14 protein-coding genes are annotated in these 13,483 nt (G+C 31.6%); 7 read left to right on the forward strand and 7 right to left on the reverse strand.

Going from position 1 to position 13,483, the window contains the following annotated elements; all coding sequences use genetic code 11:
* Positions 1–4 precede the first annotated feature (4 nt).
* From waaC to rfaQ, 4 genes are read left to right on the forward strand one after another with little or no spacing between them, the layout of a single operon-like run.
* Positions 5–973: a lipopolysaccharide heptosyltransferase I gene (gene waaC / locus RVY88_RS07690; RefSeq protein ID WP_002850263.1), complete on the forward strand. Its 969-nt coding sequence runs from the start codon at positions 5–7 to the stop codon at positions 971–973.
* Positions 966–1,850, forward strand: a complete 885-nt coding sequence (locus RVY88_RS07695) for a lipid A biosynthesis lauroyl acyltransferase (protein WP_162167449.1) — start codon at positions 966–968, stop codon at positions 1,848–1,850. The genes waaC and RVY88_RS07695 overlap by 8 nt, the downstream gene beginning before the upstream one ends.
* Entirely contained in the window at positions 1,847–2,542 is a 696-nt protein-coding gene (locus RVY88_RS07700) for a glycosyltransferase family 2 protein (protein WP_002850267.1), read from the forward strand. Before RVY88_RS07695 ends, RVY88_RS07700 begins: the two co-directional genes overlap by 4 nt.
* On the forward strand, positions 2,539–3,609 hold the full coding sequence (gene rfaQ, locus RVY88_RS07705) for a putative lipopolysaccharide heptosyltransferase III (protein ID WP_002850269.1): 1,071 nt from the start codon (positions 2,539–2,541) through the stop codon (positions 3,607–3,609). Before RVY88_RS07700 ends, rfaQ begins: the two co-directional genes overlap by 4 nt.
* Here rfaQ and RVY88_RS07710 read toward each other — a convergent pair.
* Positions 3,588–4,358, reverse strand: coding sequence for a polysaccharide deacetylase family protein (locus RVY88_RS07710; RefSeq protein ID WP_042960173.1), 771 nt, complete (start codon positions 4,356–4,358; stop codon positions 3,588–3,590). The genes rfaQ and RVY88_RS07710 overlap by 22 nt on opposite strands.
* Before the next feature lie 56 nt (positions 4,359–4,414).
* Here RVY88_RS07710 and RVY88_RS07715 point away from each other — a divergent pair, with 56 nt between their 5' ends.
* The gene (locus RVY88_RS07715; protein ID WP_038453996.1) at positions 4,415–5,533 is read left to right on the forward strand and encodes a glycosyltransferase family 9 protein; all 1,119 of its coding nucleotides are present in this window, start codon (positions 4,415–4,417) and stop codon (positions 5,531–5,533) included.
* Here RVY88_RS07715 and RVY88_RS07720 read toward each other — a convergent pair.
* From RVY88_RS07720 to RVY88_RS07740, 5 genes are read right to left on the reverse strand one after another with little or no spacing between them, the layout of a single operon-like run.
* A complete protein-coding gene (locus tag RVY88_RS07720) occupies positions 5,478–6,584 on the reverse strand; it encodes a glycosyltransferase family 4 protein (protein ID WP_065844728.1) in 1,107 nt (368 codons plus the stop codon). The two genes, RVY88_RS07715 and RVY88_RS07720, sit on opposite strands and share 56 nt — an antisense overlap.
* Positions 6,581–7,660, reverse strand: a complete 1,080-nt coding sequence (locus RVY88_RS07725; RefSeq protein WP_162167450.1) for a glycosyltransferase family 9 protein — start codon at positions 7,658–7,660, stop codon at positions 6,581–6,583. The genes RVY88_RS07720 and RVY88_RS07725 overlap by 4 nt, the downstream gene beginning before the upstream one ends.
* Complete coding sequence (locus RVY88_RS07730; RefSeq protein WP_162167451.1) at positions 7,650–8,705, reverse strand: glycosyltransferase family 4 protein; 1,056 nt, start codon at positions 8,703–8,705, stop codon at positions 7,650–7,652. The genes RVY88_RS07725 and RVY88_RS07730 overlap by 11 nt, the downstream gene beginning before the upstream one ends.
* On the reverse strand, positions 8,702–9,622 hold the full coding sequence (locus tag RVY88_RS07735; RefSeq protein ID WP_162167452.1) for a glycosyltransferase family 9 protein: 921 nt from the start codon (positions 9,620–9,622) through the stop codon (positions 8,702–8,704). The genes RVY88_RS07730 and RVY88_RS07735 overlap by 4 nt, the downstream gene beginning before the upstream one ends.
* Complete coding sequence (locus RVY88_RS07740) at positions 9,594–10,901, reverse strand: hypothetical protein (RefSeq protein ID WP_002850276.1); 1,308 nt, start codon at positions 10,899–10,901, stop codon at positions 9,594–9,596. Before RVY88_RS07740 ends, RVY88_RS07735 begins: the two co-directional genes overlap by 29 nt.
* 87 nt (positions 10,902–10,988) lie before the next feature.
* Between RVY88_RS07740 and RVY88_RS07745 the strand changes: the two genes are divergently transcribed.
* Together RVY88_RS07745 and waaF are read left to right on the forward strand one after the other, a co-directional pair.
* Positions 10,989–12,020, forward strand: a complete 1,032-nt coding sequence (locus RVY88_RS07745; protein WP_162167453.1) for a glycosyltransferase family 4 protein — start codon at positions 10,989–10,991, stop codon at positions 12,018–12,020.
* Positions 12,004–12,948: a lipopolysaccharide heptosyltransferase II gene (gene waaF, locus RVY88_RS07750; RefSeq protein WP_002850278.1), complete on the forward strand. Its 945-nt coding sequence runs from the start codon at positions 12,004–12,006 to the stop codon at positions 12,946–12,948. The genes RVY88_RS07745 and waaF overlap by 17 nt, the downstream gene beginning before the upstream one ends.
* Here waaF and gmhA read toward each other — a convergent pair.
* Complete coding sequence (gene gmhA, locus RVY88_RS07755) at positions 12,914–13,474, reverse strand: D-sedoheptulose 7-phosphate isomerase (RefSeq protein ID WP_002850280.1); 561 nt, start codon at positions 13,472–13,474, stop codon at positions 12,914–12,916. The genes waaF and gmhA overlap by 35 nt on opposite strands.
* Between the last annotated feature and the right edge of the window lie 9 nt (positions 13,475–13,483).

Here is a 13,483-nt window from a genome sequence, read left to right on the forward strand (position 1 = left end):
ATAGTTGAAAATAGCCATCATAAAACTCTCCAGCCTTGGCGATATAGTACATGCAACCGTAGTTTTGCAATTTATAAAAAAATATTGCGAAGCAGCCGAAATTTCGTGGTTTGCAGATGAAAAATTCGGCTCTATTTTAGACTCGCATCCTGATATAAAAGAAGTTATAAAACTTCCTTTAAAAGATAAAAAATTTGTAAAAACTTACAAAATTTTATCTAAATTTAGAAATAAATTTGATATCATCATCGACCTTCAAGGACTTATAAAATCAGCTATCGTCGGGCGAATTTTAGGAAAAAATTTGGTAGGATTTGATAAGTTTAGCGCAAAAGAGCCACTTTGCAGCATGTTTTATAATGCAAAAATCAACTGCGATTATAATGAAAATATAATAATTAGAAATTTAACTCTAGCCAGCAAAGCCCTTAATTTTAAATTTACAACAAGCCAAATAGATAATAAAATACCATGCTTTAAAGTAAACGACGATAATTTTGATTTTTTAGATAAAAACAGTAAAAATCTACTAATAGCACCTTTTGCAAGCGAAAAAAGCAAACGCTACGACAAATTTAAAACGGTGATAAACGGATTAAAAAAGTATAATATCTTTATAAGTTTTGGCTCAGAAAAAGAAAAGGCTGAAGCATTAGATCTTACAAAAAATACTCACGCCAAACTACTTCCTGCACTTAGTTTAAATCGTATGATAAATCTTATAAACAAAGTCGATTTAGTCATAGGAAACGATAGCGGTATAACTCACATTGCGTGGGCGCAAAATAGAGCTTCTATAACTATTTTCGGAAATCGCCCAAGCAAAAGAAACGCTTATAAAACAGATAAAAATATAGTACTAGACACAGGAAAAAAGATAGATGCAAAATGCATTGATAAAAGTGATTTTTGCGTATGTGATATAGATCCGAATTTAGTTATAAAAGAGGCAAAAAGGCTGATTGATGAGTGATATAATTTATCTGTTTTTATATAAATTTTTTAAATTTGTAGTAACTTACGCACCACAATCATTGCAAAGTCCGTTTTTTACGGCACTTGCGTATATTTTTTATAAATTCGATAAAAAACATACAAACATCATGAGAGTAAATTTAAAAATGTGTTTTCCGGAATTTACAGGGCAAAAAATAGAAAAAATTATAAAAGCAACGTACAGAAATTTCGGCTATTTCGGAGCTGATTTTTTACGAAATCAAGATAGCACAAAAGAAAATATACTAAATAAAGTTAGTTTCAAAAATGAAGATATATTGCTAGACGCGCTAGACACAAAACGCCCTATCATAGTACAAACAGCGCATTATGGAAACTGGGAGCTTTTCAGTCTTGCGATGGCAGCAAAGTTTGGTAGTGTTTCTATAGTCGGCAGAAACCTTGATAGCAGTGTTATGGATCAAATTTTAAGCAAAAATAGAACAAAATTTGACATAGAGCTTATACCAAAAGACGGCGGCGCTAGAGATATTCTTAAAGCTCTTAAAAATAGGCGTCTGCTTGGAATTTTAGTAGATCAAAATACAGCCAAAAAAGATGGAGTTCAGTGTGAGTTTTTCGGCAAAAAGATCATGCACACCCCAGCTGCTAGTATATTTGCTAACAAAACAGGAGCCATCATCATTCCTGCTTTTATAAAACGTATTTCAAGGGATAAAAACGAAATTTGCTTTTTTAAAGAGATTTTAGCTGAAAATTATGAAGGGGATAAGCTTCAAAAAGCGACTCAAGCTCAAAGCGATGCTACTGAACAGATGATAAAAGAAAAACCGGACGAATACTTTTGGATGCATAAAAAATTTAAACATTTTTATGAAGAAATTTACAAATGATAAGCTTTGTAGTGCTGACTTACAATAGTAAAAAATACATAAAAGAAGTGCTATCAAGCATATCTTGGGCCGATGAAGTCGTAGTGGTAGATAGCGGCTCAAACGATGAAACTTTAAGTATTTGTTCTGAATTTAAAAACGTTAAAATCACTCACCAAAAATGGCTTGGATTTAGTGCACAAAAACAGCTCGGTGTTGATTTATCAAAAAACGAATGGGTATTTGTGCTTGATAGCGATGAAGTTGTTACCAACGAGCTTAAAAACGAAATTACCAACGAGCTTAAAAATCATAAATTTAAAGTATATAAAGTTGCTAGACTAAACTATTTTTTTGGTAAGCCGATTAGAAAAATGGGCCTTTATCCAGACTATACGATAAGATTTTTCAATAAAAATTATGCTAAATTTGACGGTAGAAGCGTGCATGAAAGCGTGATTACCAACTCAAAAATAGGAGTACTAAAAAATCACTTCATCCACCATGCCTATGAGAGCGTGGAGCAGTTTATAAATAAACAAAATAGCTATTCAAGCCTAAATAAAAAATCAAATAAAATAAAAGCCGTACTTAATCCTTGCTGGACGTTTTTTAAATTATATATTTTAAAAGGCGGTTTTTTAGAGGGCTGGAATGGCTTTGTCATCGCAAAACTTTATAGCGAATATACATTTTGGAAGTATATAAAATGAAAATTTTAGTAATGAAATTTAGAAATATCGGCGATGTCTTACTCACGACTCCTTTGTTAGAAAATTTAAAACACTATTATCCGGATTCAAAGATACATTTTGCTTTAAATAAAGGCTGCGAGGCGATGATAGAAGGCAATCCAAATATAGATAAAATACATATTTACGATAGAAATGAAATAAAAAAGAAAAATGCTTTTAGGCGTATTTATCTTGAGTATAAATTTGCAAAATCTCTAAAAAATGAGAAATTCGATATCGTTATCCAAACTACAAAAGGAGACCGAGGTCTCATCATAGCTAAATTTTGCTGTGCAAAAACAGTCGTATCATACTTAGCTAAAAATCGTATTTTTAATAAATTTATAACTCACAAAATAAAAGAACAAGGATCTACGCATACGGTACTAGCGAATTTGGACGCACTCAAAGCTTTAGGATATGAGCCAAAAAACGCTAGAGTTAAAATCTATTTTGATGACTATTCACAAGATTCTAAATTTAAAAATATACCAAATAGATTTATTCATATTCATCCTATGAGCAGATGGCTTTTTAAATGTATAGATGATGAAACTTTGGCTAAAATCATAGATTTTTGTGAACTAAATTTAAATCACAAAGTAGTATTAACCTGTGATAAAAACCCGGTCGAACTTGAAAAAATACAAAATATACTTAAGAACTGCAGTGCAAAACCGGTACTATTTTTAGGAAATTTAAATTTAAAAGAAGTAGCGTTTTTAAGCTCAAAATCGGAACTATTTATAGGAGTAGATACTGCGATCATGCATATAGCAGCGGCAAATAATGTGCCTTGCATAGCGTTTTTTGGACCTAGCGGGGCATTTCATTGGGGACCTTGGGATAACTCTTGTCTAAAAAGCGGATATACGCAAAAAAACGGTATTCAAACAATGGGCAAACACAAAGTTATTCAAAAAAACCTATATTGCGTTCCTTGCGGAAAAGATGGTTGTAATGGCTCAAAAAGGAGCGATTGTCTTATAAATTTAGATTTAAATTTAATAAAAAACAGCATATCTCAATTCTTCAAAGCCGAGTAAAAGCTTCCTAAAATATCATTTTGATATATGAATAGCGTCTTTTTTAACCACTTATCATCTTTTTTAACTGCAACTCTTTTTATATATTTTAAATTATTATCAGGTTTATTTATACCTCGTTTTGTGGTATAAAATATCTCATAACCGATCTCTTTTGCAGCTTGTAATCTGCTTTTATCATATTGCCCGCGCGGCCAACAAAGATGGGCGTCATCAAATCCTAAACGATCTTTTATGATCTTTTTACAAGCAAAAATATCATCTTCAAATCTTAAATTTCCAAAATAAGCATCATCGTGTCCATTAGTATGAGAGTGAAAATCAAAAACATCTTTCATTTTTTCCACCTCGTCCCAGTTTAAAAACAAACCAGCAGTATCGCTGATAATTTTTTGTTTTGCTTCTTTATGCGATAACGGTCTAAACTCAGCTTTTCTAAGTGCATTTTGCTCACTTGCTTTTTCTATCCAGCTAGTCACTAAAAACAGAGTCGCATTTAAACCGTACTTTTTCAAAATAGGATAAGCGTAGTAATAATTATCTCGCCAACCATCATCAAAAGTTATAAAAATACTCTTTTTAGGTAGTTTAAGCTCACCTTTTTTAAATTTCAAAAACTCATCTGAACTTAAAGTTTTATAACCATTTTGACTAAGAAACCTCATTTGAGACTCAAATTCATTAAGACTGCTAGCGATAAATCCTGATTTTGGCAAAACATGATGATACATAAGAACGGTTATACTCATATCTAATCTTTTTATAATAAAAAAAATAGTATTCTTACAAAAAACAGAGGTTGAATTTGTACGTTATATACTACTTTTTACTATATCCTTTTTTATTGATTTTAGCATTTTTTCGCAAAAAAACAGATAAAATATTAATTATTCAAACAGCCAAAATCGGAGATTATGCCAACTCTACAATTATTTTTGGCGAAGCTAGCAGCACTAAAGGTGGTAAATTTGATATTGTTTTAGATGAAATTAATATTAATTTTGCAAATTACGACTCTAGAATAGAAAATAAATTTATAATAAACCGATATAAAAAAGGGGTTAAAAAGTTTATTTTGGGTTTTAAACTATTTTTTAAAAGCTATGATAAAATTTATGTTTTGATGCCAAATAATCTAAATTTATTTCTAGCTAAATTCGCTTTTTCAAATCATATAATTACGATCAGTCACTACAAAAACAGTTCTCTTTTTTACCTACTTTCAAAAAATGCCAAGGTTATTCACCATACAAAAGAAGATTTAACGCTTAAAACATACTTAAAAATGCTTGATTTAGAACTTTTTCAAAATGAGCTTCAAAAAGATATGATTAAAGTTAAAAAAATGGTTCAAAAACCACTATTTATACCCGAAAAGTATGAAAATTTATTTATAAATGAGAATAAATTCAAAATCGGATTGAGTCTTAGTGCCGGAAATAAAATGAAAACGATAATTCCTCAAACATGGGATAAAATATTTGAAATATTAAGCAAATTCGATGTTGAAATTTACATTTTTGGAGTCGGAGATGAGATAAATTTACTTAAAAATACCGACACAAAAAATATAAAAATAGTATCGTTAGTAGATAAAATCAGCCTTAACGAACTGCCTTTTTACATATCAAAAATGAATCTTTATATCTCAAGTGATACCGGAAATTACTACATCGCAGACACTATGGAAGTGCCTACCATATGTTTTATGGGGCCTTGTTTTGCAAGCGAACAAAGAGGCGTATTTAACTCGCTTATCATAAAATCAAATTTACCACCGTTTAGTGCTGTTTTTGATACGATTTATAAAGCGGATGCTAAAAAGTATTTTGAAATCACTCAAAAAGATGAAAAAAATATATATGAATTTATAAATAATCTTTATAAATCTTTTCTATCTGACAAAGATAGTTTTCCAAACTGAAATTAGATATTATAGACATATCTGGTTCTTTGGATGTTGGCTTTTTAAGCTTTTTCAAACATTCTAACAAAGAAACACTATCGCGTTTTACTATATGAAAATTATCTTTATTTGACGAAATATTATAAATTTCTCTGATAACTGGTATATCAGAATATATCACTCCAAGTCCGATGCTAAGTCCTTCGATAGCAACTCTAGGCAATCCCTCATCACTTGAAAATCCAAGAATATAATCGCTCTTTGCATAAATTTTATCCATATTTTTTACAAAACCAAGATATTTTACCTTACCTTGTTTTTCTAACACCTGAAGTTTTTGGATAAGTTTTTTATCCACTTCGCCTCCTGCTAGATAAAGCTTAATATCATCTCTTTTTAAACTCAAAAAAGCATCGAAAACAAGGCTGTGTCCTTTAAGACTCAAGAAATTTGCCGGCATAATGATAGAAATATCAGAATTATCCGAGTGTTTATTCGTGGTTAAACCGCTACAAATAACAGGATTATAAACGATATTTTTAGAAATTTCTATCTGATTAGCGTAAAAATCATAAGTTGAATTTGAAACGCTAATAGCTAAAAAATTGAGTTTTTTCAGCTTAGATAGCTTAAAATCTTCTATTTTTGAATTCTTTCTTAAATGCTGGATAACTTTTATGCCAAGCAAATTTGCAGCTTCATTGTAAGCCAAATTCGTTGAAAAATGATTGTTAAGATGCACGGCATGGATGCTCAGACTTTTTAGCAGATCAAAAGCAAATTTTAGATCATTTGTATACAAAACTTTATCCAAAAGTTTTTTCGAAAACACCCTTAAAATCTCTCTTTTCATTTTACAAATCCTATTTTTAGGCTTAAAATATATAAAAGTAGCACCCATTTTATCGATTATCTGCGATATTTTTTTATCACCAACCATATAATCATTTTCAAAATATACATAAATTTTATACTCATTTTTGCCTAATAAAGCACCTAAAAGATATAAAAAACTTTTCGTTCCGCCGCCATATTCAAGCCCGGTATCTATAAATAAAATCTTTTTCATATCATCTCTTTTAGTATATCAAAAACTTCTTTTGCTTCTATTTGTAACATGCAAGCTTGATATTTACACCTTTTTGAAACGCAAATTTCACAAGTTCTTTCTTTTTTTATAAATTTATGTATATCGGTATCAAAATTTGGATTTGAATTTTCAGGCTCTGCTACGATAAATAATGCTATAGTAGGCGTTCTAAGTGCAGCTGCTATATGTAGCGGTCCCGTGTCTGGAGTGATAAAAATATCAAGCCTATCTATCAACGCTGATGCTTCTTTTATACTAAATTTGCCAGCTAAATTCAAAACATTTTTACTATCAAGCAATTTCTCAAGAGCGTAGCACATATGCTTTTCACTGGGACTTCCGGTTAAAACTATTTTTGCATTAGTCTGTTTTAAAATCAAATCTCCAAGCTCTTTCCAACGCTGTAAAAACCACTGTCTAGAAACCGTACTAGCACCCATTTGAAAACCGATAAATTTCTCGCCGCCGCTTCTTTTTAATATTTTATCTACGTTTTTATAACAACTATCTTCCAAAAATAGCTCAAGTCTCGTATTATCAGAGTTAATTCCTATAAAACTAAGCTGCTCCAGTCTATTTAGAACAATATACCTAAGTTTGCCATAAGCCAAGGTAGAGTTTGAGTGGAAATGGTTGAATTCATTTTTAGAATTTGGCAATTTAAAAATATATTTTATACCGCTAAGAACCGCTAATGGCGTAGCTTGAGGCTCATTTGAATGAAGCAAAAAAGCTATATCTATATTTTTGGATTTCAATATATTTAAAGTCTTGAAAAAACCGCTCCATTTACCATTGTATAAAATTATTTCATCTATAAACGGACTATTTATAAACAGATCCGCGTTTGATGGGTTTAAAAGAGCTATGGCTTTTTTATCTGGATATACCTTTTTAAATTCCCTAAAAACAGGAATGTTAAAAAGCGTGTCTCCTATGGCGGTATTACTAAAAAAACAGACGGTTTTAAAAGATTCGCTTACCAAGTTGGTTTTTATAACTTTTTTATTTCTAAGTAAAAATTTAACGACCAACTCATAAAAATTAATCTTCATTTACCAGCTCTTCATAAATTTGTTGCGTCTTTTTTGCCATAACTTCAGTAGAAAAGCTATCTTTTACATATTTTATACCGTTTTCTGCAAACTCAGCTCTAAGATCTGTGTTTTCTATCAAAATTTTCAAAGCCGTTTTTAGACTTTCTAAATTTCCGTTTTCAAACAAAAGTCCTGTTTGAGCGTCTTTGATAGCTTCTGGTATGCCTCCGACTCTACTTCCTATGCAAGCAACTCCTGCGCTACTTGCTTCTAAGATAGCAGTGCCCAGAGCCTCCATATTTGATGGCAACACAAAGATATCAAGCGAACCTAAAAACTCGCTCACGTTATCTCTATTTCCAAGCATAAATATGTTATTTCTACCGATTATAAGATTTTCTAAGTTCTGTTTTTGAGGCCCGTCGCCGATAATAACCAAAGCTGTTTTAGGTAAGTTTAACTCGTTAAAAGCTTCTACTAAAAGTTTATGATTTTTAGCCGCTCTTAGAACTGCTACTATGCCTATCAATACAGTTTCTTCACTCAACCCTAACTCTTTTTTTAAATTCAATTTAAAATTTTTAGTATATTTTTGAGTATCAACACCTGTGCGGATAACTTCTATCAAATTCTCTTTTACACCACGTCTTACTAGAGACTCTTTAGTAGCATTTGAAACGGCTACTACTTTTGAGCTAAGATTATAACTAAATGGTGATTTTATAGGAGTTTGCAAGTGTCTTGTACGCACGACTTTTACGCCGCAAATTTTACCAACGATAGAGCCGATATTTCCATCTTTTCCAGAATGTGTAGAAATAATCTTAATGCCGTTTTTCTTAACAAACCAGCAAATTTTAATAATAGTAAAAATATTATAAACTTTTTTTAGATTAAACTCCACGAAGCTGCATTTTATAGGTTTTTCAAGAGATTTTGACCCTCTGTTTAATCCGTAAAATACTTTAAATTTACTCTCATCAAGCGCGTTGATAAGACGCATAGTTCTATGCTCTTGCCCACCAAATCCAAGTGAGCTTTCAAGCTCTAATATATTTATCATTTTATCACCTCGTTAACTGCGTCAAATACCGTTTGTATATTTAAATTTGAAGCTACTAGGCTCTCATCTTGAAGACATTTTGCTCCCCACGGCGACCAACGATTTATATTTGTTTTTCCGAGTATTCCTATAGTTTTTACACCGAGCGCCGGTCCAAGATGCATAACACCGCCATCGCACGACAAAAGCAGCTTTGCGCCGCTTAAAAAGTTCGCAAGCTCTTTAAAACTTGATGTTTTTAGGTATTTTATACCGCTTTTCTTGGATATATTTTGTCCAAAATCAGAATCTTCAGCCGTTATAACAACATTATCGAATTTGGATTTTAAGAACCCAGATATGCCCAAAATCTGCTCGTCATTTAGCATATTTTGAGGGATCCTTGAACTAATATGAAAAAATACAAAATCTTTATATTGCTCACTCATACTATCTGGTACGAAAAGTGTTTTTTCACCGTTATAGCATATTCCAAACGACTTTAAACACTCAAAACAGAACATAACTTCATGCTCACCTGAAAATAATATTTTATCACTAACGTGTGATTTGCCATTTTTGTCACCTACTCCGATTATTTTTTTTGCTCTACTAGTTATAGCGAATAATTCGGCAGAAGCGGAGTAGCCGGTGCGAAATATAATCGCAGTGTCATAACCGGTTTTATAAATTTCAAACAGCATTTTAGCTTTACCAAAAACGGCTTTTATCTTCTGGAGGATTCCTTTTTTATGCTTTGGTTTTGTATAACTATAAATTTTATTTATAAATTGATTATTTTTTATAACGCATTCATTATAACTATTTACTACTATATCGATTTGATCGTTACGAAAATGTTTTCTAAGCGCCTCTATAGCAGGAGTCGTGCAGATAAGATCACCTATATTATCGTTTCTTATAAGCAAAATTTTCATCACTATCCTTTTTATAGTATGAGTTAAGCATCATCACAAATCCAACCATATAAAACATATATAATATTCGTAAGTTAATTGATTCAAATAGCCCTCTCACTCCAAAATATGCAATCACCGACAAAAATATAGCTAGATACATAAGATTTCTTGTTGTTTTAAATTTAGAGTAAGATACCAAAACAAGCCAAAGCACTATAAAAACCAACATTGATGTGCCGAATACACCGTAATAATAGTATTTTCCCACAAAAAAAGGTTCATCGTTCCACCAAAATCTCTCCCCGCTATCTTTATGAATTTGCATCATAGAGATATTTGCTCCTTTGTCATTTTCATCACGTAAAAATGAGTCATACTGATCTTTGCCATACCCTAATCCGACAAAAGCTCTTGGGCTATTTAGCAAAAGCGGAAGTCTCTCTTTTAGTATAAGATCTCTTCCGGAACTATATGATCCTTGCGAAAGCTTGTATTTAGCGATAGATGAGTCAAAAAGTATCAAAAAAATAGCAGAAAAGCAGATGGCTGCAAAAACTACTATGTATTTTAAATTTTTCTTATAAATCTCTTTAAATCCATTTTGATAACTAATAATAAAAAATAGAACGATACAGACAAATCCAGCCAAATAACTACCTCTGGCTCCGGCTAAAACGTCCATAATTATAGGTAAAATTATACATAAAATCAGCGATAAAAACCGTATCGAATTTGATCTAAAAAACAGCATAGATATTAGTCCAAAAGCTAAAAATCTATCTACGTAATCAGCGTAAGCTCTGCTAATAATCCTTCCGCTCTCAAACGTCTCCGCATCGATATCATTGAAATTAAAAAACAGAGGTTTAGAGTAAGAAATCGTAACAAAAATAAAAGCTAAAATAACAGAATAAAACATAAATTTTATCTTATCTTTGCTACCATCAAACCAGCATAAAATAACTATCAAAAATACAGAGCCTCTTCCAAACTCGCTAAAAGCCTCTTTAAACGAATTAAATCTAGGATCATATGGAAAAAACGATACTACGGCAACGTAGATAATAAAAAATATAATAGCCAAAAATGCTGGTTTTGCACTATTGAAATTTGTTTTTAAATTTAAAAATAGTGCTTTTTTATCTATCAAAAACAAGCAAAAAACAAGCAAAAATGATAGGTAAAGAGATATATTTTTAACGGCGGTAAATTTAAAATGATGCTCAGTTATAAAAAATAGCGCCAAAAGTATCAAAATAACTATATCAAAATATTTAAAAAGCCTTGTTTTGCTCACGATTTTCCTTATGAAATAATTGTATTATAACCAACATTATATTAAAAAATAATGTAAAAACAGCTATTTTTATGTTAAAATGATTGAATGAAAAAGATAGTATTTCTAAGAACAGATCCAAGTGCTACTGGTGGGGCTGAAAGGTACTTGACACGACTTAAAAACGCCCTTAAAAACTCAGGCATAAACTCAGAGATAAGAAGTTTTAAAGGAAATAAAAAGTTAAGTTCATGGCTAAAAGCACTTAAATTTAATGCTCAAGTAAAAAACGAAAAAAATGAAGATGAAATATACTTCAGTTTAGACAGAGTCACATCAGCCGATATCTACAGGGCGGGCGATGGGGTGCATAAAGTTTATAGATCTTTAAAACCATTTTGGTTTTTTAATCCTTTAAATTTTGTATATGTTTATCTTGAGAAAAGATGCTTTTTAAATTCCAAAAGCATAATCACAAACTCAAATTTGATAAAACAGCAAATCATAGATACGTACGGTATCGATAAAGATAAAATAACAACTATATACAACGGTATAAATCTTCCGACAAAAGTAGAAAAAGGAAGTGCAAAAATGCGACTTTGCGAGAAATTCGGGCTAAATTACGAGCTTCCTATACTACTTTTTGTAGGAAGCGGTTTTAAAAGAAAAGGAGTAAGCGAGTTTCTAAGCATTATCTCAAAAATATCACTAGCCATAAACACAATTATAGTAGGTAGTGATAAAAATATAAAAAAATATAAAAATCTAGCAAAAAAACTAGGCATAAACGCCATATTTACAGGCAAACAAAGAGTCGTAAACGACTTTTATGAAGGTGCTGATATATTTATATTTCCTACTCATTATGAGCCGTTTTCTAACGTTATTTTAGAAGCCCTTAGCTATGGATGCGTCTGCATAACAACTAGACAAAACGGTGCTAGCGAGATACTTGATAAAGATTTTATCATGGATCATCCTAAGAGTTTTGAGATAGCAAATTTCATAGAAAAAATCTTAAAAGACAACAAACTGCTTTCAAAAATACAAACTTCAAATTTAGAATTATCAAAAAAATTCAGCATAGAAGATAACGCTAAAAAAACGATGGAAATCATAAATGCGCATACTAATTGAACTGCCGACATGGCTAGGTGACTCCGTGATGGCGAGCGCCGCCGTGCAAAGTCTAGCTCTAAACTATCCAAACTGTAAAATAACTTTTTTTGGCTCAGAGATTAGCACGAGTATTTACAGCTCTTATCCAAACCGTGAAAATATTATTATCGATAATTCAAAAAAAGCTAGATTTAGACTATTTTATCTGCTAAAAACAGCTTTAAATTTAGATAAATTTGATATAGCCATAAGTTTTAGAAGTCATTTCTACTCAAAAGTATTTTTTAAATTTATAAAAGCAGACAAAAAAGCTATTTTTACACCTACAAAAAACGAAATTCATCAAGTGCAAAAATATATAAATTTTATTATTGATTGTATAAATTTAAAAAAAAGCACAGATGAGCTAAAGTTATATTTTACTCCTTTTAAATTTAAAAACAAAACTCTAGGAATAAATCCAGGAGCAAGCTACGGAAGTGCGAAAAGATGGTATCCGCAGTATTTTGCAAACGTAGCGATAAATTTAAAAGAGAGTTATGAAGTTGTCGTTTTTGGAGGGAAAAATGAACAAAATATCTGCGATGAAATAGCATTAGAGCTTAAAAAAAACGGAGTTAAATACCAAAATTTATGTTGCAAAACCACCGTTTGCGAGCTCGCAAGCTTTATAGCGGGTCTTGATATGTTTATCACCAACGATAGCGGTCCTATGCATATAGCAGCGGCTTTTAAGGTGCCGACTATAGCGCTTTTTGGACCTACTAAGTTCAAAGAAACTTCTCCATATAAAAACAACAATGCAAAGATATTGCATCTTGATTTAGACTGTATGCCCTGTATGAAGAGAGTTTGTCCTTTGAACTCGCACGAATGCATGAAAAATCTAACACCAAAAATGGTGCTAGATGCTATTTATACGCTAAATCTACAGCCCCGCAAATAGTATGAATCACTAAAATATGCATCTCTTGAATCCTAGCAGTATCATTAGCAGGTATTATCAAATTTAAATCACACAAATCATTCATAGCGCCTCCGCTTTTACCGCTTAGCCCAAGTGTTTTTAGTCCATTTTGCCTTGCCGTTTTTAGTGCTTTTAAAACATTTGCACTATTTCCGCTAGTAGAAATTCCTATCAAAATATCACCGCGTCTGCCTAAAGCTGCTGTTTGTCTTGCAAAAACCTCATCATAGCCATAGTCGTTTCCGATCGCAGTAAGAGCCGAAGTATCAGTGCTAAGAGCGATCCCGGCAAGCGGAGTTCTCTCTGTTTTATAACGCCCGGTAAGTTCTGCTGCAAAATGCTGAGAATCTGCAGCGCTTCCGCCATTTCCACATATTAAAACCTTACCGCCGTTCTTTAAAGTTTCAACCACCATTTCACACGCTTTTAAAACATTTTCATTTAACTCATAAACCATGTTTAAAGTCTCTTTGTGAGCTTCTAACTCATTTAAAAATATACTCATAATTACTCC

Origin of the sequence: Campylobacter sp. TJR-1 (assembly GCF_032840035.1) — a bacterium.
GTDB classification, from domain to species: Bacteria; Campylobacterota; Campylobacteria; order Campylobacterales; family Campylobacteraceae; genus Campylobacter; species Campylobacter fetus.